This window comes from Cognatundibacterium oligocarboniphilum (assembly GCF_013377855.1).
GTDB classification, from domain to species: Bacteria; Pseudomonadota; Gammaproteobacteria; order Burkholderiales; family Burkholderiaceae_D; genus Undibacterium; species Undibacterium oligocarboniphilum.
The window spans coordinates 256428-283134 of the sequence record NZ_JABXYJ010000001.1; the positions used below are offsets into that span (position 1 = coordinate 256428).

At 55.1% G+C, this 26707-nt stretch carries 26 protein-coding genes; 6 read left to right on the top strand and 20 right to left on the bottom strand.

Annotation, left to right across the window (positions count from 1 at the left end):
• Positions 1-7 precede the first annotated feature (7 nt).
• Positions 8-922 (top strand): 16S rRNA (cytidine(1402)-2'-O)-methyltransferase, encoded by a 915-nt coding sequence (gene rsmI / locus HV832_RS01255; RefSeq protein WP_399310982.1) that lies wholly within the window; start codon positions 8-10, stop codon positions 920-922.
• Here rsmI and HV832_RS01260 read toward each other — a convergent pair whose 3' ends face one another.
• From HV832_RS01260 to HV832_RS01285, 6 genes are all read right to left on the bottom strand, one after another.
• Positions 923-2098, bottom strand: coding sequence for a septal ring lytic transglycosylase RlpA family protein (locus HV832_RS01260; RefSeq protein WP_176801725.1), 1176 nt, complete (start codon positions 2096-2098; stop codon positions 923-925). It lies immediately after the preceding gene.
• Positions 2095-3207, bottom strand: coding sequence for a rod shape-determining protein RodA (rodA, locus tag HV832_RS01265; protein ID WP_176801726.1), 1113 nt, complete (start codon positions 3205-3207; stop codon positions 2095-2097). The genes HV832_RS01260 and rodA overlap by 4 nt, the downstream gene beginning before the upstream one ends.
• A 2-nt stretch (positions 3208-3209) precedes the next feature.
• Entirely contained in the window at positions 3210-5195 is a 1986-nt protein-coding gene (mrdA, locus tag HV832_RS01270; protein ID WP_176801727.1) for a penicillin-binding protein 2, read from the bottom strand.
• A 77-nt stretch (positions 5196-5272) separates the two neighbouring features.
• Positions 5273-5791 (bottom strand): rod shape-determining protein MreD, encoded by a 519-nt coding sequence (gene mreD / locus HV832_RS01275; protein WP_176801728.1) that lies wholly within the window; start codon positions 5789-5791, stop codon positions 5273-5275.
• Positions 5788-6846: a rod shape-determining protein MreC gene (gene mreC, locus HV832_RS01280; RefSeq protein WP_176801729.1), complete on the bottom strand. Its 1059-nt coding sequence runs from the start codon at positions 6844-6846 to the stop codon at positions 5788-5790. Before mreC ends, mreD begins: the two co-directional genes overlap by 4 nt.
• A 155-nt stretch (positions 6847-7001) precedes the next feature.
• On the bottom strand, positions 7002-8045 hold the full coding sequence (locus HV832_RS01285) for a rod shape-determining protein (RefSeq protein ID WP_176801730.1): 1044 nt from the start codon (positions 8043-8045) through the stop codon (positions 7002-7004).
• Between the two features lie 300 nt (positions 8046-8345).
• On the opposite strand from HV832_RS01285, the gene gatC reads away from it, so the two are divergent.
• The 4 genes from gatC to HV832_RS17460 are packed head-to-tail and all read left to right on the top strand — an operon-like array spanning position 8346 to position 12289.
• The gene (gene gatC, locus HV832_RS01290; RefSeq protein ID WP_176801731.1) at positions 8346-8648 is read left to right on the top strand and encodes an Asp-tRNA(Asn)/Glu-tRNA(Gln) amidotransferase subunit GatC; all 303 of its coding nucleotides are present in this window, start codon (positions 8346-8348) and stop codon (positions 8646-8648) included.
• 18 nt (positions 8649-8666) lie between these two features.
• Positions 8667-10127, top strand: coding sequence for an Asp-tRNA(Asn)/Glu-tRNA(Gln) amidotransferase subunit GatA (gene gatA / locus HV832_RS01295; RefSeq protein ID WP_176801732.1), 1461 nt, complete (start codon positions 8667-8669; stop codon positions 10125-10127).
• Positions 10128-10164: 37 nt separating this feature from the next.
• A complete protein-coding gene (gene gatB / locus HV832_RS01300) occupies positions 10165-11625 on the top strand; it encodes an Asp-tRNA(Asn)/Glu-tRNA(Gln) amidotransferase subunit GatB (protein WP_176801733.1) in 1461 nt (486 codons plus the stop codon).
• Positions 11626-11638: 13 nt separating this feature from the next.
• On the top strand, positions 11639-12289 hold the full coding sequence (locus HV832_RS17460; protein ID WP_176801734.1) for an acyltransferase: 651 nt from the start codon (positions 11639-11641) through the stop codon (positions 12287-12289).
• 188 nt (positions 12290-12477) lie between these two features.
• Here the strand turns inward: HV832_RS17460 and HV832_RS01310 are convergent, their stop codons facing one another.
• From HV832_RS01310 to HV832_RS01375, 14 genes are all read right to left on the bottom strand, one after another.
• Complete coding sequence (locus HV832_RS01310) at positions 12478-13989, bottom strand: hypothetical protein (protein WP_176801735.1); 1512 nt, start codon at positions 13987-13989, stop codon at positions 12478-12480.
• 253 nt (positions 13990-14242) lie between these two features.
• Entirely contained in the window at positions 14243-16585 is a 2343-nt protein-coding gene (locus HV832_RS01315) for a secretin N-terminal domain-containing protein (protein ID WP_176801736.1), read from the bottom strand.
• Between the two features lie 43 nt (positions 16586-16628).
• Positions 16629-17081, bottom strand: a complete 453-nt coding sequence (locus HV832_RS01320; protein ID WP_176801737.1) for a hypothetical protein — start codon at positions 17079-17081, stop codon at positions 16629-16631.
• Positions 17081-17764 carry a hypothetical protein gene (locus HV832_RS01325; protein ID WP_176801738.1) on the bottom strand — a complete coding sequence of 228 codons (684 nt, stop codon included), beginning with the start codon at positions 17762-17764 and terminating at the stop codon, positions 17081-17083. Before HV832_RS01325 ends, HV832_RS01320 begins: the two co-directional genes overlap by 1 nt.
• Before the next feature lies 1 nt (position 17765).
• Entirely contained in the window at positions 17766-18893 is a 1128-nt protein-coding gene (locus HV832_RS01330) for a hypothetical protein (protein ID WP_176801739.1), read from the bottom strand.
• Entirely contained in the window at positions 18802-19821 is a 1020-nt protein-coding gene (locus HV832_RS01335; RefSeq protein ID WP_176801740.1) for a type II secretion system protein GspK, read from the bottom strand. The genes HV832_RS01330 and HV832_RS01335 overlap by 92 nt, the downstream gene beginning before the upstream one ends.
• Positions 19818-20438, bottom strand: a complete 621-nt coding sequence (locus HV832_RS01340) for a prepilin-type N-terminal cleavage/methylation domain-containing protein (RefSeq protein WP_176801741.1) — start codon at positions 20436-20438, stop codon at positions 19818-19820. Before HV832_RS01340 ends, HV832_RS01335 begins: the two co-directional genes overlap by 4 nt.
• Positions 20425-20868, bottom strand: a complete 444-nt coding sequence (locus HV832_RS01345; protein WP_176801742.1) for a PulJ/GspJ family protein — start codon at positions 20866-20868, stop codon at positions 20425-20427. The genes HV832_RS01340 and HV832_RS01345 overlap by 14 nt, the downstream gene beginning before the upstream one ends.
• Positions 20858-21328, bottom strand: a complete 471-nt coding sequence (locus HV832_RS01350; RefSeq protein WP_176801743.1) for a pilus assembly FimT family protein — start codon at positions 21326-21328, stop codon at positions 20858-20860. Before HV832_RS01350 ends, HV832_RS01345 begins: the two co-directional genes overlap by 11 nt.
• Positions 21270-21728, bottom strand: coding sequence for a type II secretion system major pseudopilin GspG (gene gspG, locus HV832_RS01355; protein ID WP_176801744.1), 459 nt, complete (start codon positions 21726-21728; stop codon positions 21270-21272). The genes HV832_RS01350 and gspG overlap by 59 nt, the downstream gene beginning before the upstream one ends.
• A gap of 52 nt (positions 21729-21780) precedes the next feature.
• Positions 21781-22983 carry a type II secretion system F family protein gene (locus tag HV832_RS01360; protein WP_176801745.1) on the bottom strand — a complete coding sequence of 401 codons (1203 nt, stop codon included), beginning with the start codon at positions 22981-22983 and terminating at the stop codon, positions 21781-21783.
• Positions 22983-24704, bottom strand: coding sequence for a GspE/PulE family protein (locus HV832_RS01365; RefSeq protein ID WP_176801746.1), 1722 nt, complete (start codon positions 24702-24704; stop codon positions 22983-22985). Before HV832_RS01365 ends, HV832_RS01360 begins: the two co-directional genes overlap by 1 nt.
• Positions 24705-24712: 8 nt before the next feature.
• Positions 24713-25021, bottom strand: coding sequence for a thiosulfate oxidation carrier complex protein SoxZ (locus tag HV832_RS01370; protein WP_176801747.1), 309 nt, complete (start codon positions 25019-25021; stop codon positions 24713-24715).
• 2 nt (positions 25022-25023) lie between these two features.
• Complete coding sequence (locus HV832_RS01375; RefSeq protein WP_176801748.1) at positions 25024-25488, bottom strand: thiosulfate oxidation carrier protein SoxY; 465 nt, start codon at positions 25486-25488, stop codon at positions 25024-25026.
• Positions 25489-25861: 373 nt separating this feature from the next.
• Here HV832_RS01375 and HV832_RS01380 point away from each other — a divergent pair, with 373 nt between their 5' ends.
• On the top strand, positions 25862-26704 hold the full coding sequence (locus tag HV832_RS01380; RefSeq protein WP_176801749.1) for an ABC transporter permease: 843 nt from the start codon (positions 25862-25864) through the stop codon (positions 26702-26704).
• Positions 26705-26707: the final 3 nt, after the last annotated feature.

The following is a 26707-nucleotide window of genomic DNA, read 5'->3' on the forward strand; positions in this document are numbered from 1 at the left end:
GCCAGGCATGAGCACCAGTGAATTCACCCTGTTAAACAACAGCGCTATCATGGATGCGGTGACCCGGCAGCATTATCCTGCAGGCACATTATATGTAGTCGCCACACCGATTGGAAATATCGCCGATATTTCACTACGGGCTCTGCATGTGCTGTCGCTGGCAGATGCGATCGCCTGCGAAGACACCCGTAACACCGCGCAATTGCTGGGCCGCTACGGGTTAAATAAACCGCTGATTGCAGCGCATCAGCACAATGAACGGGAAGCGGCCGAAAAAATCCGGACACGGCTGCAAGCAGGTGAACGTATTGCCCTGGTGTCCGATGCCGGCACACCCGGCATTTCCGATCCCGGCGCGCGTATTGTCGACCTGCTGAGCCAGTCCGGTATTCCGGTGACGCCGTTACCCGGAGCCTCCGCAGCGATCAGCGCTTTGTCCGCCAGCGGTTTGCTGCATGACCATTTTTATTTCATCGGCTTTCTTCCCGTTAAAAACAGCCAGCGCGAAACTGCATTACGAAGTCTGACACAAATTCCAGCCACACTGATTTTCTACGAAGCGCCGCACCGCATTACTGACACCCTCAAAACCATGGCAGAGGTATTCGGTCACAGCCGTACCGTGGTGCTGGCGCGGGAAATCAGTAAATTATTCGAGGAAATTCACCGTTGCCCTTTGCAGGAAGCGCTGATCTGGGTTCAGGCAGATGCACACCGTGAAAAAGGGGAATACGTGATCCTGGTGGATGCTGCGCCGGAGCTGGCTGCAGATGACACCGAAGCCCGCAGGGTGCTTGGCATCTTGCTGGAAGCGTGTTCGGTCAAACAGGCAGCAGCACTGGCAGCACAGCTGACGGGGATGAAAAAAAATACGCTGTATCAGCTGGCGCTCAGCATGAGGGAAGAAAAAGAAGAAGACTGATCAGCGCTGCACAATCAGCGGGCGACCGATACCAAGCTCGCCAGCCTGAGACAGCGCCGACATCGCATCCGAACGGCTGCCAAACGGTCCGCTGACCAGACGGTACAAGCTGCCCTGCTGGACGATATTGAGATCAGGCAAACGGCTTTCGGCCCGGCTTTTCAGGTAAGACAGGATGGATTCAGCGTTTGACCGGATCGCATAAGCGCCGAACTGCAGATAATAATTTCCGGCGCTGACTGCCGTCGTAAGCGCTGACTGCGCCTGAACGGCTGACGGAGGCGCTGCGCTGGCAACAGTGTCCGGAGCCAATGAGGTTGCAGCGGTTACCGGAACTGATGTCGCTGGCGTGTTTGCTTTCACTGTCGGTTGCCCCAGATACCCCTGCGAAGTCAGCAGCTCGTCCAATGTCATGCTGGCGTGCTCCGGACGTACTGTCGTACCACTTGCCGGTGGCGCTTCCGTCTTGACTGCGACTACCACAGGAACACTGACCGGAGATTGATTCTGACGATTTTCCGCCATACGTTCTATATCTGCCGGTAACAGGCGCTCCACCTCAATCTGACTGCTGCCTTTGCCCAGAATATCGAGTTTCAGCGCCGCGGTATAAGACAAATCGATGATGCGATTGGAATGGAATGGTCCGCGGTCGTTAATGCGGACGATAATCTGTTTGCCGTTCGTCAGGTTAGTGACCCTGGCATACGAAGGAATCGGCAGAGTCGGATGCGCAGCGGTAATTTTGTACATATCGTACAGTTCGCCGGAAGAGGTTTTCTGGCCATGAAATTTCTTGCCGTACCAGCTGCCGATTCCGCGCTGAACCAGCGGTGTGGTGTTATCAGCAATCGGGGTATAGGTCTTACCGAACACTACATAAGGTTTATTGCCAGAACGGGAAAACGCTTCCTGCACCGGGATCGGGTCAACCGTGAATTCCAGCCCCTCCGGCGGATGATCACCCGGGCCATCGTCCTGATAATAACCACCTTTGCCGGAACTGGCTTTCGGTAAAACAGGTGTACTGGGTGTAGGTTTGCTGGCAGGCACGGTTCTGACCGTATCAGCAATGATGGTAGGTGGCGATTTCTGCACCGTACCGCAAGCCACCAGCAATGCCGCAGGCAGCGGCAGCAACAGCCATTTCAGAGATACTGAATGTTTTTTGCTCATGTTTGCACCAGTTTACGATTCCGCTGCACACTCATCATGATGCCGGTTGCCATCCCCAGCGTCACCAGCGCCGTGCCGCCATAACTTAAAAACGGCAGCGGCACACCAACTACCGGCAAAATGCCGCTGACCATCCCCATGTTCACAAATGCATAGGTAAAGAATATCATGGTCACCGACCCTGCCATCAGGCGCGCAAACAAGGTAGGAGCGTTCGCGGCAATCATCAGGCAACGGATAATCAACAGGAAATATAGGCTGACCAGCAGCAGATTACCAATAAATCCGAATTCTTCCGAAAATACGGCAAAAATAAAATCCGTGGTGCGCTCCGGAATAAACTCCAGATGCGCCTGCGTCCCCTTGAGCCAGCCCTTGCCATGCAGCCCGCCAGAGCCGACAGCGATCGTTGACTGAATGATGTGAAATCCTTTACCCAGCGGATCACGGGTCGGGTCCAGCATGGTCAGCACCCGGTCGCGCTGATAATCATGCAGCATGTAGGGCCAGATCAGCGTCGGCGTGACAATCGCGACAAAAGAAATCAGCGTCAACAATACCTTCCATGACAGACCTGCCAGAAAAATCACCGTAAAACCGGCTGCCACCACCAGCAAAGCCGTGCCCAGATCCGGCTGTTTGGCAATCAGTCCGACCGGGATGGCGAGAATCACCGTCGCAATCACAAAATCCTTTACCCGCAAGGCGCCCTCCCGCTTCTGGAAATACCAGGCCAGCATCAGCGGCGTCGCAATTTTCATGATTTCAGAAGGCTGAATCGGGGTGCCGACATTCAGCCAGCGGCGGGCACCTTTTTTCACCATGCCGAAAGCCGCCACCGCAATCAGCAGCGCCACGCCGAAACTGTAGATGGGGATCGCAAAGCGCATCAGCGTCTGCGGCGGGATATTGGCAAAAATCCACATGATGACAAACGAGACCAGGATATTACGCAGCTGGTCTTCGACACGTCCCGGAAAATCAATGCCCGCCGAATACAGCGTCACAATTCCCAGCGACAGGATCAGGAAAATCAGTATCGCCAGCGGTGCGTCAAACACCATGATGTGAGAGCGGATTGCACGCCAGTTAAACGATCGGTTTTGCATGATTAATCCTTATTCCCTTTGGTCTGTTCACCGGGTTTGGGACCGCCTTCTGAATCAGCATCGGCGCGGACTTCGGATTCGGCCTTGGTTGCCAGCACATCGCTTTTTGGTGCCGGGCTTTTATCTTTTTCGGCAGGTCGCTTGCCAAGCAGATAGTAATCCAGCGCTTTCCTGGCGATCGGTGCGGCAAACTCAGAGCCGAAACCCACGTTTTCCACCACCAGCGCCAGCGCAATTTTTGGCTTGTCTGCCGGCGCAAAAGCAATATACAACGCGTTATCACGATGTTTTTCCAAGGTATGCCTGGCATCGTATTTACCGCCATTCAGGCCGACCACCTGCGCGGTTCCGGTCTTGCCGCCGGAAACATATTCGGCTCCGGCAAAGGCACGCACGCCGGTGCCGCCCGCCACCGAAGTCACACCGATCATCGCATTTTTGATGAAATCTATATTTTCCTGTTTCAGCGGGATACGATAACTCTCTTTCGGCACCGTCAGCGTGCGGGCTCTGGTCTGCGGGTCTTCGGTGGATTTGACCAGATGCGGCTTCATTACGATACCGTTATTCGCCAGTGTCGCCATCGCATGCGCCATCTGCAGCGGCGTGAAGGTGTTATAGCCTTGTCCGATCCCCAGGGAAATGGTTTCACCGGCATACCATTTCTGTTGCGCCGCTTTTTTATACACGCTGCGTTTCCAGGCAGTGGAAGGTAGCACGCCCTGTTTCTCATGCTCCAGATCAATACCGGTTTTTTGCCCAAAGCCAAACGGTTTCATGAAATCATGGATCGCATCGACACCCAGATCGTTGGCCAGAATATAGTAGTAAGGGTCGCAGGACACCACGATCGACTTGTACATATCGACCATACCATGCCCGCCGGGTTTGTCATCGTTAAAACGGTGGCCGCCAAACATGAAGAAGCCCTGATCGGCGATGGCCTGTTGCGGTGTGCGCTTACCCAGTTCCAGCGCTGCCAGTGCCATGTAAGGCTTATAGGTCGAGCCCGGCGGGTAGCTGCCGGACAAAGGACGGTTCAGCAGGGGGCGGTCTTCCGAAGTATTGAGTTCGGTCCAGCTTTGCTGGTCAATACCCTCCACAAACAGATTCGGATCATAGGTCGGCTTGGAGACAAACGCCAGCACATCACCGGTTTCCGGCTCAATCGCCACCAGGGCGCCCCGGCGTTCGCCAAACGCCTCTTCAATCACTTTCTGCAATTCGATGTCGATGGACAGGATCAGGTTTTTACCGGAAGTCGGCGGCGTTCTCGACAAGGTACGGACAGCGCGGCCACCGGCTGACACTTCCACCTCTTCAAAACCGGTATTGCCATGCAATATTTTTTCGTAACTCTTTTCCAGCCCTTCCTTACCGATATAGTCAGTGCCGTTGTAATTGGCAGCGTCTTCCATGTCATCAATCATTTCTGCGTCTTTCTGACTGATGCGGCCGATATAGCCAATCACATGGGAAGCGATATCCCCTTGCGGATACTGACGGAATAAGCGCGCCTGAATATCGACGCCGGGAAAACGGAAACGCTGCGCCGTAAAACGCGCCACTTCCTCATCAGTCAGGCGGGTACGGATCGGCAGGCTTTCAAAGCTCTTGGAGTCTTCCAGCAATTTGCGAAAACGCTTGCGGTGCTTGGGCTGAATATCCACCAGATCCGCCAGCTGATCGATCAGCACATCCATGTCCTGCGTAATCTTGGACGGTGTGATTTCGAGTGTATAGGCAGAATAATTCCTCGCCAGAATCACGCCATGACGATCCAGAATCAGACCGCGGTTAGGCACAACGGGAACGATATCAATCCGGTTTTCATCTGCCAGCAGGACATAGTCATCATGTTTCACAATCTGCAGCCAGACAAAGCGGGAGACCAGCGCGATAAAACAGGCGAACACAAAAATGCCGATGAAAATCAGCCGCATACGGAAAAAATATAATTCGCGTTCCGTGTTCTTCAGTTCATTCATGATGGATCAGTCGGTTCAGGCAGAGGTCACGACGGGCATAATGTGCACGAGTTTGCATGTCGGTTTGCTTCAGCAATTCAGATCGGCCGGGTATGGTCTTTATCGATCGCACGTTTTTGTGGCGCCAGTAAAATCGCTGTTGCTACTGGCCATAACAGGGTCGTCACCACACTCTCGGAAAAATACAGCCAGCCGGGAAAGTGCGCATCCGGTGCAACCAGCAGCCGTACCACGATCTGCAGCCCCTGCACAAACAGGAACAGGGGGAATACATGCAGCGACTGCGTCAGCGGATGAAACCACAATACCCGGCGATGAATGGTGATCGCAAAATATGACAACAGGGTATATGCCAGCGCATTCTCGCCCAGATGAATCGCATCATGCACGTCCATCAGCAATCCCATTGCAAAGGCGATACCGATACCGACTTTACGCGGCTGGTGAATGCTCCAGAACACAATCACCAGCGCCACAAAATCAGGCACGATCACATAACCACCCCAGGGCAGGAAATTGAGCAGGAATGCCACCGCAAAACTCAGCGCAATAAACAGCGGATTAACCGGCAATAAGATGTAATGTGGCTGGTTCATTTCGCTGGTTCCTTCACCGCCGGGCCTGGACTATCTTTTCCGGTTTCTTTGACATCCTGTTTTTGTTCAGCGTTGCTGCCTGTTGCTTTCGGATCAGCAGACGGTGCGGCAGGCGGCTCTGCCGGTCTGACTTCAGCCGATGGCAATGCCGCATCACGGGTGACTTTGCGGTTGATCTTTTCTTTTTTGGCGCGAATGTCTTCGGTATCAGGACGCGGCAAATTTGCAGTCGACACCTGCAGGATCAGCACCTGACGGTTTTTATCGATACCGGCAGCGGGAACACACAGGATATTTTCAAACGTGGTGGTGGCTTTGTTTTCCACCTGCACGACTTTCGCAACCGCCAGCCCCGGCGGATATATACCGTCAATTCCCGACGTCACTAGCTGATCGCCAGCCTGGACATCGGCATTGCTGGTCATGCGCATGTCCAGGTAAGCGGACTGGCCCCGTCCATACGCCACACTGCGCAGGCCATTGCGCAAAATCTGCACCGGAATCGCCTGACTCTTATCGGTCAGCAAAGTCACTTCCGCCGTCAGCGGAAACACCCGCGTAACCTGACCTGTCACGCCAAAGTCGTCAATCACCGGCTGTCCTTGGACGATGCCATCTTTCAGTCCGCGGTCAACAATGACTTTCCGCGTTGAAGGGTCGCGCGCATCGTAAATAATTTCTGCCAGCACCGACTTCACCGGTAAGCGTTCGCGGGCATTCAGCAGATTGCGTAAATGGGTATTTTCCGACTGCAGTTGCCCGGTCTGCTGCAACAGGGTGGCGTTTTGCGTCTGCTGCCGCTTTAAGCGGGTATTTTCTTTTTCCAGATCGGACAAGGCCACGAAATAATGCGACGCCTGCCGGACTGCATCCCCCGGCATCACGGCCAGCATCTGTACCGGATACAACACTGTCCCCAGCACCTGGCGCACCAGGGTCAGTGATTTCAGGCGCGCATCCACCACCAGCAGGAAGATCGCCAGAATGGTGAAAAAGATCGCCCTGGCACGTGCTGAAGCGCCTTGCTTGAAGAGTGGTGGCGGACTGTAATCCATATCAATTTATCGTCAGAAACGGCTGCTGATCCGTCATCAGGACAGCTCACCCGGTCGCCCGAAAAGCAAAAAGCCGACAGCAGCCGGCTCTCCAACAAGCACATGCAAAACAGGCGGGAATCGTGACATACCTGCCCCCGCCTTTTCCGCCAGTTTTATTCGTAAGAGAAAATCGAACCCAGTTTGTCCATGCGTTCCAGCGCCATGCCGGAACCACGTACCACGCAGGTCAGCGGGTCTTCCGCCACAATGACCGGCAAACCGGTTTCTTCCATCAGCAAACGATCCAGATCACGCAGCAGTGCGCCACCGCCGGTCAGCATCATACCTTTTTCGGCGATGTCTGCACCAAGCTCAGGCGGCGTCTGTTCCAGCGCATTCTTCACGGCAGAAACGATGTTGTTCAGCGGATCAGTCAGCGCTTCCAGAATTTCATTGCTGGAGATGGTGAAGGAGCGCGGAATGCCTTCCGACAGGTTGCGTCCCTTGACTTCCATTTCTTTCACCTCGGAACCCGGGAAAGCCGAACCGATGGCTTTCTTGATCGCTTCGGCAGTCTGTTCGCCGATCAGCATGCCATAGTTGCGACGAATGTAATTGACGATGGCTTCGTCGAATTTATCGCCGCCGACGCGAACGGAACCTTTGTACACCATACCGCCCAGCGAGATGATGCCGACTTCGGTGGTACCGCCACCGATATCGACCACCATCGAGCCGGTTGCATCAGACACCGGCAGGCCGGCGCCGATGGCAGCAGCCATCGGTTCTTCGATCAGGTACACCTGCGAAGCGCCTGCGCCCAGCGCGGATTCGCGGATCGCACGACGCTCAACCTGGGTGGAACCGCAGGGAACGCAGATGATGATACGCGGGGAAGGTTTGAAGAATTTGGTGTCGTGCACCATGCGGATGAATTGCTTGAGCATCTGTTCGGTAACGGTGAAGTCGGCGATCACGCCGTCTTTCATCGGGCGGATCGCCTCGATATTGCCCGGTACTTTACCGAGCATCTGCTTCGCTTCCTTACCGACAGCCTGAATGGTTTTCTTGCCATTCGGGCCGCCTTCCTGACGGATTGCCACGACCGAAGGCTCATCCAGTACGATGCCCTGACTGCGGACATAAATCAGCGTATTTGCTGTACCCAGATCAATGGCGAGATCATTTGAAAAATAACTGCGTAAAAAACCAAACATGTATTGTCCTGTATCTGTCTTATGAATGTGTACAGCGGCTCAACTGTCGGCCGACCGCTGTGTCACTGAATTTTTTCGCCCTGCCAGCACAGTGCCGAGCTTCGTCAGCAAATCCCTGCTGAAGGGATTTACTACCGGTTTTAGGGCATTAACCCGTCATTCTACCTTATAATCTTCTTAAATTTATTTGATACCGATACCTAAAAGTATCGTGCCGGTTATTTGGTATTTTCATATTCTTTTTGACACATTTTTGCGTTTATTGTTGCATTTACTTTTGCGTTTCCACGCACCCTCACTATGTCACTGACTCTCAACGATGTTAATCGCATTGCCAACCTGGCAAAGCTGAATATTTCCGCTGCCGAGGCCGATTCCACACTGGATAAGCTCAATGGCATTTTCGCACTGGCCGAACAACTGAAAGCGGTCGATACGACCGGCGTCGCGCCGCTCAGCCACCCTATCGCAGCACTGTTGCCGGAGCTGGCGTTGCGCCTGCGCGAAGACATCGTGACCGAAACCAATCAACGCGATGCCTACCAGCAGCCCGCTCCCGCCACTCAGGACGGCCTGTATCTGGTCCCCAAGGTCATCGAATAAGCCATCCGGAATTTGATTATGCATACCAAAACTCTCGCCCAATTATCTGCCATGCTGCAAAGCAAGCAGGTTTCTGCCACAGAACTCGCTCAGCACTTTCTCAACCGTATTCAGGGCAGTGATCTGAATGCCTTTCTGCATGTTGACCCTGCCCTCACGCTGAAACAGGCTGCGGCTGCCGATGCCAGCATCGCTGCAGGTACAGCGACTGCGCTGACCGGCATTCCGGTAGCGCACAAGGATATTTTCGTGACCCGGCACCTGCGCTCCACCGCCGGCTCGCACATGCTGGAAAATTATGTCAGTCCATTCGATGCCACCGTAGTCGACAAACTGGCGCAGGCTGGCATGGTCACGCTGGGCAAGCTCAATTGCGATGAATTCGCCATGGGTTCTTCCAATGAAAACTCGTATTTCGGCGCTGTGAAAAATCCGTGGGATAAAATTGCCGTGCCCGGCGGCTCATCGGGCGGCTCGGCAGCGGCGATTGCCGCCCGCCTGGCACCTGCCGTCACCGGCACCGATACCGGCGGCTCGATCCGGCAGCCTGCCTCTTTCTGCGGCGTGACCGGCATCAAGCCGACTTATGGCAGCGTCTCCCGTTACGGTATGATTGCCTTTGCCTCTTCGCTGGACCAGGGCGGACCGATGGCGCAAACAGCAGAAGACTGCGGCCTGCTGCTCAAGGCTATGGTCGGCTTTGACGAAAAAGATTCCACCTCGCTGGAGCGTCCGCCGGAAGATTTCAACCGCACTCTGAACCAGTCACTGCAAGGCTTGCGCATTGGCGTGCCGAAAGAATTTTTCGGTGACGGACTGGCAAAGGATGTGGAGCAGGCGGTACGTGCCGCGCTGGACCAATATGTGAAACTGGGGGCCACGCTGGTAGAGATTTCCCTGCCGAAAACCGAATTATCAATCCCCGTGTATTACGTGATCGCTCCTGCCGAAGCCTCTTCCAACCTGTCCCGCTTCGACGCCGTGCGCTACGGACACCGCGCAGCCAGCTATACCGATCTGAACGACATGTACCGCCAGTCCCGTACGGAAGGTTTCGGCGCGGAAGTGAAGCGTCGCATCCTGGTCGGTGCTTATGTTCTGTCGCACGGCTACTACGACGCTTACTATCTGCAAGCACAGAAAATCCGCCGCCTGATCGCGCAGGATTTTGCTGCCGCGTTCGAGAAGTGCGACGTCATCATGGGGCCGGTCGCACCGACAGTGGCCTGGGATCTCGGTGCGCAATCGGATGACCCCGTTGCCAACTATCTGGCCGACATCTTCACGCTGTCCACCAGCCTCGCCGGATTGCCGGGCATGTCGATTCCCTGCGGCTTTGGCCAGGGTGATAAAAATGCCAGGCGTCCGGTGGGTCTGCAACTGATCGGTAATTATTTCACTGAAGCCAGATTGCTCAATATCGCGCATCAGTATCAGCAGGTGACCGACTGGCACCAGCGCACGCCGGATACCATCTGAACCCGGGTCAGCGACAGTCAATCACAAAGGAATAACTATGCAATGGGAAGTCGTTATCGGTTTTGAGACGCATGTGCAGCTCAAAACACACTCCAAAATTTTCAGCGGTTCATCCACCCGGTTCGGCGCCGAACCAAACACCCAGGCCAGCCCGGTCGATCTGGCGCTGCCCGGCGTGCTGCCGGTGATGAACAAAGGCGCAGTTGAAAAAGCCATCCAGTTCGGTCTGGCAGTCGGTGCGCATATCGCACCGGAATCGATCTTTGCGCGTAAAAATTATTTTTATCCCGATCTGCCGAAAGGCTATCAGATCAGCCAGTTTGAAATCCCGGTGGTGCAAGGTGGCCATGTGCCCTGCATCGTCGAAAAAGACGGCCAGCCTGAACTGCGCCAGATCCAGCTGACCCGTGCCCATCTGGAAGAAGATGCCGGTAAATCGCTGCATGAAGACTACCAGGGCATGACCGGCATCGACCTGAACCGCGCCGGCACGCCGTTGCTGGAAATCGTCACCGAACCGGTCATGCGCAGCGCCACGGAGGCGGTCGCCTATGCCAAAGCGCTGCACTCGCTGGTGATGTGGCTCGATATCTGCGACGGCAATATGCAGGAAGGCTCTTTCCGCTGCGACGCTAACGTTTCCGTGCGCCCTGTCGGGCAGCAGGAATTCGGCACCCGCTGCGAAATCAAAAACCTGAACTCCTTCCGCTTCCTCGAAGAAGCGATTAACTACGAAGTCCGGCGTCAGATCGAGCTGATCGAAGACGGTGGCAAAGTCGTGCAGGAAACCCGCCTGTACGACCCGGACAAAAAAGTCACCCGCTCCATGCGCAGCAAGGAAGATTCGCAGGATTACCGCTACTTCCCCGACCCTGACTTGCCACCGCTGCGCATCTCGCCGGAATGGGTGGAACAGGTACGCCGCACGATGCCCGAACTGCCGGCTGCGATGCGCAGCCGTTTCGTCGAACAGTTCGGCTTGCCGGAATACGATGCGGCCGTGCTGACACAATCCAAAGGTATGGCGACTTATTATGAAGCGGTGGTCAGTGCCGCAGGTGCTGCGCTGGCGAAGCCTGCCGCCAACTTCATGATGGGCGATGTCGCCTCCACGCTGAACCGCGAAGCCATCGACATCAGCGCCATTCCGGTTACCGCGGCACAACTGGCGTTGCTGTTACAGCGGATTGCCGATGGCACCATTTCCAACAAGATCGCCAAAGAAGTGTTTGCCGGCATGTGGGAAGCGCCAGCCGCTGCCGACAATCTGGCCGACCAGGTCATTGAAGCCAAGGGGCTGAAACAGATTTCCGATGTGGGCGCGCTGGAAAAAATCATCGATGAAGTCATGGCTGCCAACCAGCAATCCGTAGAGGAATATCGCGCCGGCAAAGAAAAAGCATTCAACTCACTGGTCGGACAGGCGATGAAAGCCACCAGGGGCAAAGGCAATCCGGCCCAGGTGAATGAATTGCTGAAGAAAAAGCTGGCGGGCTAAACGGAATCTACTCATGTCTGCTGAAGCTCCTCCTGTATTCGGTCTGCCACCGGTAGTGGATACCGTTGGCGGCATTGATCAGCTCGGCAGGGACTGCAGAGTGTCACCGGGCGTGACCCTGCTGCGGCATGGCAGCCGCTCCGGTTGTCTGATCCGGCTTGGCGACGGTGTCAGCCTGTTTGACCACAACCGTCTGGTGGTCGGCGACGTCTCGATCAATACCGATGCCTGCATCGAGATTGGCGACCGCAGCATCGTCAATGTCGGCGGCTATTTATCCGGCGAGGGAGGGTTGCGCATCGGCAAGGAAGTGCTGATCGGACCGCATGTGCGCATCTTCAGCGCCGGTCATGCGATTCACGGCGGCGAGGCATCGATCTACCTCAATCCACTGACGTATGCTGGCGTAGACATCGGGGATGGCGCATGGATAGGCGGCGGCGCCACCATCCTGCCCGGCGTGACGATAGGACGTGGCGCGGTTGTCGGAGCGGGTAGTATCGTCACGGAAGACGTGCCGGATTTCGCCATTGCCGTCGGTAATCCGGCACGGCTGCTGCGCTACCGGCAGCATCATGCCCCGGCAGGCTGGCAGGAGTCCGCAGCTATGGCAGCGCCCACCTCGCTCTGGCAACACTTGAGCGCATGGTGGAAAGGACGTTAACCGTCAGAAACCATCAATAAAAAAAAGCGGCTGATGCCGCTTTTTTTATTGCCTGCTGCCATCGCCCGTTCCCGCAACCTGCACAGACTGAGAATGCTTGAACGCATCAGCCTGTTGCCGGAATTCCGGTCAGCACAATAAAAAAAGGCGGCTTGCGCCGCCTTTTTTATCAGCATTAACTAATCAGATTAGTTAGAGCCAGTTGCAGCACCAACGTTGGATGTGTAACCGTTCACACCACCGATGTTAGTGATAACGCCTTGTGGGTTAACCAGCAGAGGCTGAACAGCCAGAGCATTGGTTGGACCATTTACCTGCAGGCTAGACCAGCCAGCTGGCAGACCCAGCTTAGTTGTCACGTCAGAAGTAGAAACGATAACAGATGCATTAGGTTTCAGAGCTGGAGCAACAACTGCTGGTGTACCTTGAGCACCGGTATTCTGATCGTAAGCAACAGCAGAAATATCCGCTGCTACAATACCAGTGTTGATGATGCGCAGGTAAGTATTGTAGCCTGTGCCCAGAGCACCAGTTTGTGGTACGAAGCTAGGTACGAATACTTTAGAACCGTTAGAAGTCAGGTTGTATGCATTGCCACCGGAGGAAACGGATGCTACCGCACCAGCACCAGCTACGTTTGCAACAGTAGAAGCATTGCCAATTGTGTACTGAACTGGGAACTGGATCTGTTTAGCACCTGCTGTTGTGTAGCACAGGTAAGCTGGAACAGCAGGAGTGCCACTCATAGCAGCGATATTGGCAACTGGGATTGTGCTGAATACGACAGATTTCTTGTCAGTAGACACGGTTGTTGTCACGCCGGCGATTGCTGTCGCACATGCTGCATCGCTAGTCAGAGATGGCGTACCGGCAGAGAAATCACCAGCAGCAGACACAGTCACTGCACCAAAGTCAGCAACAGCAGGAGTACCGCCAGATGGTGTCTTCAGAGCGCCATTAACTGTCAGTGCAACGGAACCCAGGTTGATAATTGCTGTACCAGTTGTATTGGAAGTGGAAACGTTTTTGAACGTTGTCAGAGTACCGGTCGAAACGTCAACAACTTTTGTTTCTGCTGTAGCGAAAGCAGCAGAAGATGTCACTTTTTCAGACAGAGTAACAGCAGAGTTCAGGATAGTTGCAGATACAGGTGCCTCGATCCATGTGGAAACGCCAGCATAATCGCCAGGTGTCGATGTGTAACCGACAGCAGCAGTTACAGAACCGCCAGCAGCCAGTGCAACATTCAGGCCAGTCAGCGTAGTTGCCGGCGCAGCTGGAGCAGCTGGCTGGTTAATCGAAACTGTTGTACCAGCAGGCAGGCCAGATGATGGCGCAGTGACTGTGAAGTAGTAGCCTTTGCCGTCTGCATCAGCTGTCGCAGCACTAGCAATACTACCATTAGCATTAGTAGCAGAGTAGATGGTGCCATTACTGCTAGCAACAACGATGTTGGCAGCTGCAGGAACAGCAACCATCGTACCGGCGCTTGGGCGTACGTGGAATGTCACTGCAGTGTTCGATACCAGCAGAGAAGACGTTGCAAAAGTCAGGTTTGGCTGAGCAACAACTGCTGCAGCTGTAACATATTCAGCAGCCAAAGTCGAACCGATGTTTACAGCCAGTGTACCGGCGTTTGCAGCCAGCGCTGACAAACCCAGCGTAGCAGCAACAGCAACACGCATCATAGAATGTTTCATATTTTTATTTCCTTGTATACAAAAGTTAATTTGCAATTGCAATTGCGTCTTTCTTTAAAGACCGACGTAGCATATCAAAAAATATTGTTATGTCAAAGTAATTCATTATGACGGAACGATGACAAACAGGTTCTCAGAAAGAATTACCCCCTTTGGCGATGGCGTACTGCTGCCTTCAAAGCGGAATTTAACTCAGTTTCCAGATAAAAATCAATGTATACCTGTGTGCCCACATCAAACATGTCACAAATTATTATTTCACCCCTTTCTGTAAAGCGCGGATCTGCTCAATAATCTTTGAATCAGTCACAATATTCTCCGTTTTTTGTGCGGTTGCAGGCGTTTTTTCTGAAGTTACTTTTGTAGCAACATCAGATGCATTTTCCGATGCCTTTTCTTGCTGACCTGCCTCGTCAATAGCAGAAGAGTAATCCTTCTGCTTTTCACCGGCTTGTGTCTCTTTTTTGCTACTTTCCTTGCTGACCGGTGTTTTTTTAGCTGGTAATACTAGCTGATTCACCGGAGCCGCCGCAGCCCAGCTGCCTAACTGATTCCGGAAAGCCTGGGTGATTGACTGAGCGGTCTGATCGTCATCCACTATATAAGGGGTGATCAGGACGATCAGCTCGGTCTTGTCATTGGTATCGGTCTGGGAGCGGAATAAGGAACCGAGGATGGGGATGTCTTTTGCCAGCGGCACGCCGGTGTTATTGCGCTGATTGTTGCCGGAAATCAACCCTGCCAGCATGACGGTGGCACCATCCTGAATCGAGAGCTTGGTTTCAATCTTGCGGTTGCTGAAAGTGGGGGAGCTGCTGACGCCGGTATCGGTCACGCCGGCAGAGCTGACCTCCTGCGAAACATCGACATCAATTCTGCCGCCGGCATGAATCACGGGCTTTACCTTCAGGATGATGCCGGTGTCCTTGTACTGGATGGTCTGGGTGACTCCGGCGACGCCCGGCGTAATCGATGCGGTGGTCTGCTGGCTGGTCAGGATCGGCACCTGTTGTCCGACGGAGATCGTGGCGCTTTCGCCATTGCGTGCCATGATGCGTGGGCTGGACAGGATCTGGGCGCGCTTGTTGCCAGCCAGCGCGTTGATGGCGGCCTTGATATTGCCATTGACGAGGCTGAAGGTCATACCGCCAGACTTCAGGCCGAGGTTGCCGAGCGTGCCGCCGACGACGTTAGAAGTGGTGCTGCCATTGTTCAGCGCCCATTCGACGCCGAGGTTCATGCTGTCGGTCAGCGCGACTTCTGCGACCGTCATTTCGATCAGCGCCGAGCGCGCAGGTTTGTCGAGCTCGCGCAGCAATCCTATCCATTGCGAATACTGGTCTGCGGTACCCTGAATGATCAGGGTGTTGGTGGCCTTGTGCACCACCACCCGGGCATTTTTTGCCGCACTCGCCGGCGTATTGCCAACGGTCGCCGTTGCGGGTGCGCCAGCGCCGATCAGGTCGCTGACGGTTTTGGCGAGGTCTTCGGCATCGAGATTCAGCACGGCGTAGGTGAAGTAGCCATTATTCCCCCGTGCCTTGGTCGGTTGGTCGAGGTCGTTCACCCATTCCGTCACGTGCTTCAGGATGGCGTCGTCTCCGGCAAAAACGATCAGGCTGTTATTGGCTGAAATCGGCAGCAACATGATCGGCATACTGGTCGCGCCCGGCCCCATGCCAACCTGTGAGGTATAACCTTCGGCGGCAAGAATTTCGGTGAGTTTTTTCGCCAGATCGTCAACTGTCCAGTACACCGGATTAATGCGCTGGCTGGTGCGGCCGCGCATGGTCGGCTGATCCAGTATACGCACCACTTCCAGCGCCGCACGAACGTCTTCTGTTTCGCCAGAGATCATCAGGGCATTGTATTGCGCGCTTTCGGTCAGTTGCAGGCGGTTGGCAAACATCTGGGATAGCCACTGCCGCATTTCCACCGATCGCAAAGCATTCATTTCCACATACTGATAGATAGGGCGTAATGCGATCGGTACCTCGGGCAAGGCGCGACCACGACGGATTTCGGGTGAATAACCCAGCTGGGCATTGTCGGGCACGATGCGGTAAAAGCCGCCGACATCATTCACTGTCACGCCATAGCTTTTCAGCAGCATCTGTGCTGCACGCAATACTTCGGAAGGCGTCTGCGGTCTGGAAGTGCGCAGGGTCACGAGGTCTTTGCGCTCCAGCACACGCGGATCAACGCTGAAATTGGCTTTCAGTACCACGCCGTACACGGTGTTAATAAATGCAGGCAGGGCGATCTGGTCAAACACCAGCGAAATATCGGCTTTTTCATTGGCGGGCAATTCCTGCGGCTTGCTGGCGCTGGCCGCGGCCGCGGCTGGCGGACGCGGCGTTTTTCTGACCGTCACGCGGGGTTCGTCGCTGGTTGCGGTCTCATTGGCGGCACTGCCGGTGCTACCTGCGGCAGCGTCATCGCTGGCGGTGGTCAGCTGCAGGGTGGTTGGCAAGGGGCCCGGTTTGTTCAGATTCAGCAACGGATCATATTGCGCGCAGCCGGACAGCAGCAAAGCGATCATCAGCGGCAACGTCTGCAGGGCAAAAGGTGGCTTGCGGGCATTCAGTGTGTGCATGGGAGAATGGATGTTTCCTGAGTTTTTTTGCATAGCATTCATATTAGTTACGCCCGACTGCGAGCATGGCCTTTTTGCCGTTGACAGAAATAACGACCCAGTTTTGTTCTATCCGCATCACCGGAAAACCGCCGGGCAATTTATCGCCTGCGCTGAGTGTCTGCAAGTTGGCGGGATTATCTTTGAAACTGATCACCAACTGATTGCTGCCGCCTGTCTTCACTACCGCCACGATACGCCAGTCCGGCGGCGTCAGCGGTTTATCTTCGGCCAGCCGGAGTTCAGCGGCTGGTTCCTTCCATAAGGTCCGGCTACTGAGCTGCTCCACTTTCATTTTGGGATCGGCCTTATAGACTGTCGGAATTTCCCATTGAGAAGCACCGCTGGGTGCGAGCTTTACGACGGGCAAAGGCGGCATGGCAATTGCCATGATGCCGATTCCGGATATTGCCAGCAGGCTGGTGACCATGGCGGTGAAACGAATCCGGAGCCACATCAGGATTGTCCTTTCGCAGGTGATGCTTCATTGGCGCTATTTGTGGCGCTATTTGTGGCGCTGTCTGCGGCACCGGCTGCGCCCTGCCCGCCGGACTGCCCGGACAAACGGGTTAATGCTTTCAGATTCATTTCAGCCCGCCCTGTGGTGCCGACCCAGTTATAGGTCAGGCTGTCGACGACCATCGTTTGCTTGTTGGTGTCGATGATCTGCAACAGACTATACAACGTACGCGGCAATGCCTCGAAGCGCAGCTTGGCACGCATGACGCTGACGCCCGGGACCGTCGCAGCTTCGTCCTCTCTGGTCTTTGCACCGTCGTCTGCCAGTGCTTCGGACAGCGCGACGGTTGCATTGACGGCTTTTTCCTGCAACAGCAGATTTTGCAGGTAATCGTTCCACTTGGACTGGATCAGACCGTGATTGCTGTCGGTCCAGTCTTTGGTACGCAATTCATCGAGCGCCTTACCAGCTTCCTTGCTGCGTACCAGCCATGATGTATCGGTTGCCTGCTGCCGTGCCTGCGCCAGCTGGACGCTGAGACGACGGTATTCTTTCTGTTTTTTGACGACCCGTTCCGATTGATCCAGGGTCAGGTAAGTGCCCAGCGTTGCCACAATCAATGCCAGGCCGATACGCAGCCGGATGTTGTTGCTGAGTTGTGCACGGAGACTGTCAGCCATTTTATTCTTTTCCTCCTGCAGGATTGTCTGTCGTCATGCTCACGCCTTTGCGCGGCAGCACCGTCATGCGGAATGACAGCGCTTTGGTGTCGCGTGCCAACAGGTTCTGCACTTGTGCAAAATAACCGCTGGCGATGAGGTTTTTGGTAATGTCGGCGCGGGATGGCGTTTCCAGCCCACCGGCAATCACGATGCGGAGTTTATTTTCCTGAAATTCCCATTCGCGGATGGTGGAGTCAGACGGCAGGGCTTCTGCGACTGCGGTCATCAGGTCAAGCTGACCCGGATAAGGGTCGAGACGCTGGCGCGCCGCAATTTCATCCACAGCACGCAATGCGGTTTCTCTGGCCTGTACCAGATTGTTGGCCTGTCCGGTCAGCTGTGCCATGTCGGTGCGGATCTGATTCAGCCCACGGTTGAGTTGCTGCTCGCGCAGGCTGTACCAGCCATAAGGCAGCACCAGACACAAAAACAGCAGGGCATAAAACCACTGTTCCAGACGGTGGTGAGATTGCGACAATCCGGCGCTGGTGATGACGGGCAGCCACGGCTGGATGCGGATGGCGGGTTGCTGCGCTGTCGGTAATTGCGCTGAAACAGGAAGCGGGCTGCCGGCTTCACGGCAAAATCCGATGTAATCCTGCAGCTCCGGTGTTTGCGGCCACCAGCGGCTGCCGTGCAATTCGCCCTGTTTCCAGTATTGGGCTTCGACGCCATCCGGACAGGTGACCAGACGCATGCCATCGGTATGCGGCGCTTGCAGCACGGTCTCCGGAATTGCCTCGGCGTTTTGCCACGTTGCGGGCAATTCGGCACGCCGCGCACTCAGCCAGGCGGCATCCCAGCACCAGACCAGCGCAGCATCAGATTCCAGCACAATCGCAAATTCCGGTTGTGCAAACGGTGACCATTGCCGCAACTGCAATTGCAGCGCCTGCAGCCTGCGTTTGGCCGGAATATTTTTCAGGTCAAAGCGGGAAAAACGGCAAAATCCGCGGGCGATCACCAGTTGCGCTGGCAGCAGCGCGGTACCGGGCTTACTGAGAGGCGCCCTGGAGGATAAAAGGAGCCGTCGCGGCGCTGGCAGGCGTTGCCGTAAGGTCGAAAGGAATTGACGGAATGGCGTCATTATTTTTTTGTATTATTCGTTGAGGAATACGGTAGTAGTAGTCGATACGCCAGGGTGCCTCGGGAGCGATCGGAGTAAGCGCCACATTATATCTGATAGATGTCTGCTGACTGTCTGCGCCCAGACTGACCCGGATCGTATCTGCCGGGAAGGCAATCACTTTAAAATACAGCTGTTGCACGTCAATGCCAAGCAGATTTGCCAGTTGCCCTTCATTCAGAATCGGTTCGATATCCCGGTATTGCAAAATTCTGGGTACCGCTTCTGCGGTAATCCCCGGCAAAGTCATCAGAACCGCCGGTATGGCGGTATTCGGATTCACGGCTATGACTCTGGCAGTGGTCACCCAGTCGGTGATCGGTTCGCTGCCCGACCAGAGGCTGTCCTGCTCTTTCCAGCCATAAACCTGACGCAGCTGATCCGGCGTCACCAGCAATTGCCCGGTCGGGGCAGGCAGACCGTGAGTCTTGTAGTCCTCTTTCTGGACGCCATTCAGACGGTGCATATTCGGCGTCGGGTCCATGTAATCCATCAGGGTATCAAATAACCGGTCGTGCTCGGCTTCCGGCACTCCTTTACGGTTCAGCAGGACCCCCAGCGTATCCCGGCTGGCGCCATTGATGGCATACAAACCGCGAGTATCCTGAAACCGGGCAATGCAATCGCCCTCCATGCGGTAAGGCTGGTTATTGAGCTTGATATGCGTCGCCGGATCCCCCAGGCCATACATGCTGAATCCCTGGGTCGCCAGCAGGTAGGCGATTTCTGCCTTGCTGTCGCTGCAGGCAATCTGGGTCTGGATGTGGGCGTCGTATTGCTTGGCCAGTTCGATCGAGGCGGCAATCCGCTGGGCGAAATAGGTAGCGGCAATCGTAATGCCGGCCAGTATCCACAGCGTTGCCACCAGAATGAATCCGCGCGACTTCACCGCATCACCTCGTTAAATTTTTTCCGGATATCCGGCAAGGGATTGACGGGTCCAGCCGGTTTGAACGCCAGCACCCACGGCTGACCATCACGCTCAGTCTCGATGCGGATGCTTTCCGGTATCTGGCGGCTGCGGTCAAATTCCGGCGGCCAGCTTTCATGCTCCTGCTGTTTGGTATCGAGATAGATAAACCGGCCGCGCCGTCCTTCCCAACTCAGCAAACGCAGGGGCTTATCCTGATACTGTGTATCGCTGTATTCCAGCACCATGCGTTTTTCAGCGACATCAAACCGCAGGCGCAATTGAAATGCGGTCGGTACGCCAAACTGGCCGGTAAAGACGGAGGTGCTGATAGCGCTGATCTGCAATGGCCGACCTTTGAATTGCTGCTTGCCGTCTTCATCGTCCGGCTGCACGCCTTCCAGCAGCTGAGTCAGCCACGACTGCGCCATCGCCTGATTGCTGTTGCGGTCGAGTTCGGTGCCGAAACGCTGGTGCAGGCTCATGGTGTGTTGCAATGCCTGCAGCAGGATCATGACGATCATACCGGACATGGCAATCACGACCAGCATTTCCAGAATTGTGAATCCGGCGGCGGGTTTATCAGAAGATGCCATTGAGCGCACGCACTTTCTTAAAACCTGCCAGTTTCAGATGCAGGGTGAACCAGGCCGGATCTTCCACCGTGCGCCCAGTCACATCCACCTCATACAAACCGACCTGATACAGGCCGATGCCGGACGGATAGGCACGATTATCCGCCACCGGCCCGGACACTCTGGATTTCCACTCGATACGGTAAGCGCCGAATTCTGCCTTGCCGTCCGGATTTTGCATGGGATTGACCGCCTGCATATAGCTGACTACATTGGCGATCGCATCATTACGCGCATTGATGGTCTGCACTTTCCCCAGTGAAATGATGCTGGTGTTGATCCAGGCAAACAGGGTCATGCCGATGGTGCCGATGAGCGCAAATGCAACGATCGCTTCGAGCAGGGTAAAGCCGCGCTGACGACGGCAGATATCCGGGTATTTATTGCGCATCACTGACCCCGCATCGTGGCGCAGACAGACGTATCACTTCCGGCGGATGTTCAGGAATCCGGAGCTCCAGCACGCCGCCATCACAATAGCCATTAAACTGGTAATGCAGCGGCACCGGTATGCGCACCGACCATCCCACAGGCAAATCGAGCGCAGGCTTGCCGTCTTTCAGCACATCGGCCAGATTATCCGTTTTCAGCACAGAATCCTGTGCCAGCAGGTAATGGCGGTAACTGAGCGCATTAATCTGCGCCAGCACTCCGGACCGTTCGCTGCGATAGCGCACGCTGTCAATCAGCTTGCCCAGCGCCGGCATCGCCAGCGACCCCAACAGGCCTAACATCGCCAGGACAATCAATAACTCCAGCAAGGTGAAACCGTATTGCCCGGAATGCTTTTTTTTATGGCTGCTTGTTGGCATGATCGCCAGCAGGAACGATACCGATGGCACCCTCGCCATTCTGATTACCGTCCGGGCCCAGTGAGTACAGGGCAAACGGCTTGCCTGCCGGTCCCGGCACGGCATACACGTAAGGCGCACCCCACGGATCGGTCGGCAGCTCCTCATCCAGATACGGGCCTTTCCATTTGTTTTTGATTTTTTCATCGGCAGGCGGCGTATTCAGGATTGCCAGACCTTCTGACTGCGTGGGAAAACGGCCAATGTCGAGCCGCATGGTTTCGAGCGCACCCTTGAGCATCTTGACCTGGGTTTGCGCAGTCTGGACTTTGGATGAGTCGAGCTTGCCAAACAGCTTGGGGCCGACCAGACTTGCCAGCAAGCCGATAATCACCAGCGTGACCAGCATTTCGATCAGCGTAAAGCCGGCCTGGCGGAGTAATTGACGTGTGTTTTTCATTTCGGTTCCGGATTTCTGAAAGTACGTGATTCCATGATTTAATTCATTGCACCTAGACTGCGATATCGCTCAGGCTGGTGATCGCCATCATGATAGCAGCCATGATCAGACCGATGACGGAACCAATCAGCAAAATCGTGATGGGTTCGAGCATGATCAAAAATTTTTTCATCCTCTCCTGCCCGGCATTGGTATGCAGCACGGACAAGGTTTTCAGGGTAGTGGACAATTCGCCGGTGCGCTCCCCTACTCTGACCAGATTCAGGCCCATCGGGTTCAGTGTGCGGTGCACACCCAGCGACTCGGCCAGCGAAGTACCGCCTTTAAGATCGCGCACTGCCAGCGCCAGCTGCTGTTTCAACAGGCTGATCTGCACTCCCCCCTGCGCCAGTTCCATCGCCTTCACGATGGGCACGCGGTTTTCCAGCAGGGTGGACAACATGCCGGCCCAGCGGCCGATTTCCGTTTCGATCAGCCATGCGCCGATCAGGGGCATGTGCGCCAGCGCATCCCAGAATTTCTGCCTGACCTGAGGGCGAGAAAATATCCCTGCCAGGAAAAATACCGCCAATCCGGCTCCGACGCCCAGAATCAGCAAATGCTCTTTCACAAACATGCCGGTCTGCAGCACCCAGACGGAGATATCGGGTAACTTGCCTTTGTTGTTTTTGAGCAGTCCGGCAAATTTGGGCACCACGACGATAAAAATCAGCAGAGTCGCGAGTACCCCGGAAACCGCCAGCACCGCCGGATAGGTCAGCGCATTGCGCATATCCTGACGGACTTTCTCTTCATACTCCATCTGATTCGCCGCATGATGCAGGGAATGGGCGAGTTTGCCGGTCATTTCACCAGCGGCAACCAGTTGCATCAGATAATCAGGAAAATCAATGCCGCAGGTTGCCAGGGCATCCGTGAGTTTGCCGCCGCCACGCAGAGTCTGGGCAATCTGTTGTGCAGCCTGGCCGACGGGCGTGGCGCCAGAGGCCTCGCTCATGGACTGGATGGCTTCCACCAACGATACTCCTGCTGCCAGCAAGGTTGCCAGTTCCCGCACCATCAGCATTTTGTCCTGCGCGCTGACGATCCGTCTGCTGGCCGGCTGACTGGCTGCCTGCAAGCTGATCGGACGCAGTGAGACAGGCGTCAGTCCCTGCTGCCGCAGCAGGCGTATGGCATCTGCCTCATTGCCCGCTTCGATCTGGCCTTTCACCATGCGCCCGTCTGCGGTGCTGGCTTCGTATTGATATGCCATCAGCCTGCCACCTGATTACTTAAACCGGTGACCCGCATGACTTCATCGATCGTTGTCATGCCATTTCTCGCCTTGATCAATCCGTCTTCCCGCAAATTGCGATAACCATCGCGCCTTGCCAGCTGATTCAACTCATGCGCGGGCATGCGTTGCACAATCGCCGCCTGCAATGCAGTTGTGACTTCAACAAATTCATAAATACCGACCCGGCCACGATAGCCGGTCTGCTGGCATTGCGGGCAACCGGCAGCGTGATGCCATTGCGCCGGGGACGCCAGCAATGCCGGGAAACGCTGCTGCAAATCCTGCATCTGGCTGCTGAATTCGGCCGGCGCCGACTGCAGCATTTCGTCTTCCGTGACTGGTCTGGCACAGTGCTGGCACAGGCGGCGCACCAGTCGCTGCGCCTGCACCGCACGCAGGGAGGAAGCCACCAGAAAAGGTTCCAGCCCCATGTCGATCAGACGGTTGAACGCGCCCAGCGCATCATTGGTATGCAGGGTGGAAAACACCATGTGCCCGGTGAGCGCCGACTGCACCGCGATTTCTGCAGTTTCCAGGTCACGGATTTCACCGATCATGATGATATCGGGGTCATGCCGCAGGATCGCCCTGAGCGCACGGGCAAAGGTGTACTCGATTTCTGCGTGCGTCTGGATCTGGGTGATGCCGTCCATCTTGTATTCCACCGGATCTTCGACCGTGATGATTTTCTTTTCACGATCGTTCGCTTCGGCCAGCGCAGCATATAAGCTGGTGCTTTTTCCGGAACCGGTCGGCCCGGTCACCAGCACGATGCCGTGCGGCTCCTTGATCCATTGCCGGAATTTTTCCAGATGATCGGCTTCCATACCCAGTTTTTTGAGGCTGAAATCCTTGCGCTCCTTAGGTAGCAAACGCAACACGATTGATTCGCCATGCACACCAGGAATCACCGATACCCGGATGTCGATGTCGATGCCGCTGGCACGAATGCTGATGCGGCCATCCTGCGGCAGGCGACGTTCGGCAATATCCAGCCCCGAAATCAGCTTGATGCGCGACACCACGGCGTCGAAGCGGTCTCTGCCGAAACGCATCTTGGTGGTCAGGATGCCATCCACCCGGAAACGGATTTCAAACCCATGCTCTTCCGGTTCGATGTGAATATCCGATGCCCCCAGATCAATCGCCTGTGCCCAGGTGTTATTGACCAGCTCGATGACCGGCGCTTCTTCGGCCAGCTCGCGCAAATGCGCGACTTCATCGGAAAAGGCGCTGGCCAGATTATCGGCACGCAGCAGGTTGAACATCCGCTCCACGTCGCGGGAACGGATGAAATGCCATTGCAGCCGGTGCTGCGTAAAACTGCTGCTCAGGGTTTCATTCACAAAACTGTTGAGCGGATTGGCGGAAGCACATTCGATAGCACCTTCCGCCCCTTCCCAGATCACGACACCCTGCTCGGCCAGCCAGCCCGTGCTGATCCCGCCGAGCTGCGCAGCCTGCTCGATCACTGCCGCTGAAGTGGGCAGCAAAGCTTCATCCAGCACCGGTATTTCCAGCTGCCCGGCCAACACCGGCAGCAGATTGTCTTCGGAAATAGCACCGATACGGATCAGTATCTGCCCCAGCCGCGCACCAAGCTGGGGTTGCAACTGCAGCGCCCGCTCTACGTCAACGCCGGAAACCAGTTGCTTCTGAATTAATAACTCACCGATCGGTGTCAGATTCATGGACATGCGGTTCTCTATACGGTGACGCGGAAAGTTTCAACAGCGGTTTTGCCAAGATTATCCAGCCATTCTACTTTGACGATATCGTTTTTCAACAAATGCCTGGCACGGCACACCAGCTTGGGATGTGCCGCCATGGCCGGATTGAACTGTGCTGTCAGCAACACGCGGTCATTGCTGGTAATGCTGAGTTCCTGAATGAAATTGCGGTAACTGACTTTACCGGATTTGGCCTGCAAGGCACTGTCATCGCGGAAGGGATTATCTATCAGCAAAGTCATTTCCACGAAATCATTCTGACGTTTGCATGTTAATGCGATCATAGTTATTCGGATAAAAGTTTGTTATCAAACGGAACCGCAATTTTGACTTCTTTTTGCGCCGTGTAAAGCTTGCCTCCAGCCCGCACGATCAGTTGCACCGTGGTCGTTCCTTTCAGGCGGATCTGCGTCTGAATCTCGGCTTCGGTACCGACCGGTATGGTGAACTGCGCAATGGCCGGCGGCACCGCCGTTGCCGCCATCAGCAACATCATTTCTGTTCCAGGCAGCTCGCTGCGGATACGAACCGGAATCCGCTCCGGATCCAGGCTGACTTCCGGCATCTCAATCAGCAACCGGTTACTCGGCTCCGGCGCTTCTTTCTCGGTCAGGTTTCTGAGCGCTTCAGGCACGGTATTGGCTTCAAACAGCTTACGGCTCAAGGCCGCCAATACCGTCTGTGGCAACATGGCCGCCGCGATCATGGTCAGTCCGGACACCAGGGATAAGCGTCGCAACTTATTCAACATACAAACCTGTCTTTCAATAAATATAATTTAAAACATTTCTGTGAGTCATCCGCCATCCGACCACAGGCAGGGACAAAACCCTGGTAGTCGCGCCGGGTTATTTGGGCGCAGGTGACCGTTTTCTGTTGAGCTGGCGAAATATCGGGATTTTACCTGTTATTGAGCTGGCAATAAGGGAAAATCCCAGAAATCATCTTGATGAGTTTTGATCACGTTTTGTGTAAATTCCTGCATTTATGCAACAATTTGTTTTACTGGTCAATCGCACAGCCCTATATAGTAGAATGCGGGCTGCGATTATAAAATCAAATAATTATCGCTGCTCCGATCAATTACTTCTCTACAACAAGCCTCGTGCCCCCCTGCCCCAGCAATGCGTATATTTAAATCTCTCCTGTGCTTTTTGCGGGCGCCATGGGTCAGTTTGTGGATCAACCGGGAATTGCTGTATCAGCTTTGCAAACGCGATATCAGTGCCAAATATAAGGCCTCAGCACTGGGCCTGGCCTGGTCTGTGCTGCTGCCACTGACCATGCTGGCAATTTACGCTTTCGTTTTTGGCGAAATATTCAAATCACGCTGGGGCAATGCACCGCCGCCACAGACCTGGTCGGAAAGACTGAGTTTTGCCCTGATTCTGTATGCCGGTCTGATGACGTTTAACTGGTTTGCAGAATGTCTTTCCAAAGCACCGGTCACGATTCTGCAACATGTGAATTTCGTCAAGCGCGTGATTTTCCCCCTGGATATTCTCCCGGTCATTCCGGTCGTCATCGGTGGATTTCATTTCCTCATCAGCGGTCTGGTGCTGGCGGGCTTCACTTTGGCGTCGCCCGTAGCCGTTACATGGCACTGGCTGCTGACTCCGTTATTACTGCTGCCGTTTGTTTTTTGCCTCACAGGCATGAGCTGGCTGCTCAGCGCGATTGGCGTGTATTTCCGCGATATGGAGCAGATGATGCCGGCACTGACCAGTGCGCTGATGTTCCTGAGTCCGGTGTTTTATTCAGTACAGGTGCTACCGGAATTTATCCGTCCCTGGCTGATGGCTAATCCAATGACGCTGATGATTGAAACTTTGCGCGATCTGCTGTTCTGGCAGCAGCTACCTGCATTCACCGTGCTTCTCGCACTGTATGGCTTTGCACTGCTGCTGTTTTATCTGGGTTATTCGTGCTTCACCGTCTTGCGCCGGGGGTTCAGTGATGTCCTCTGATGT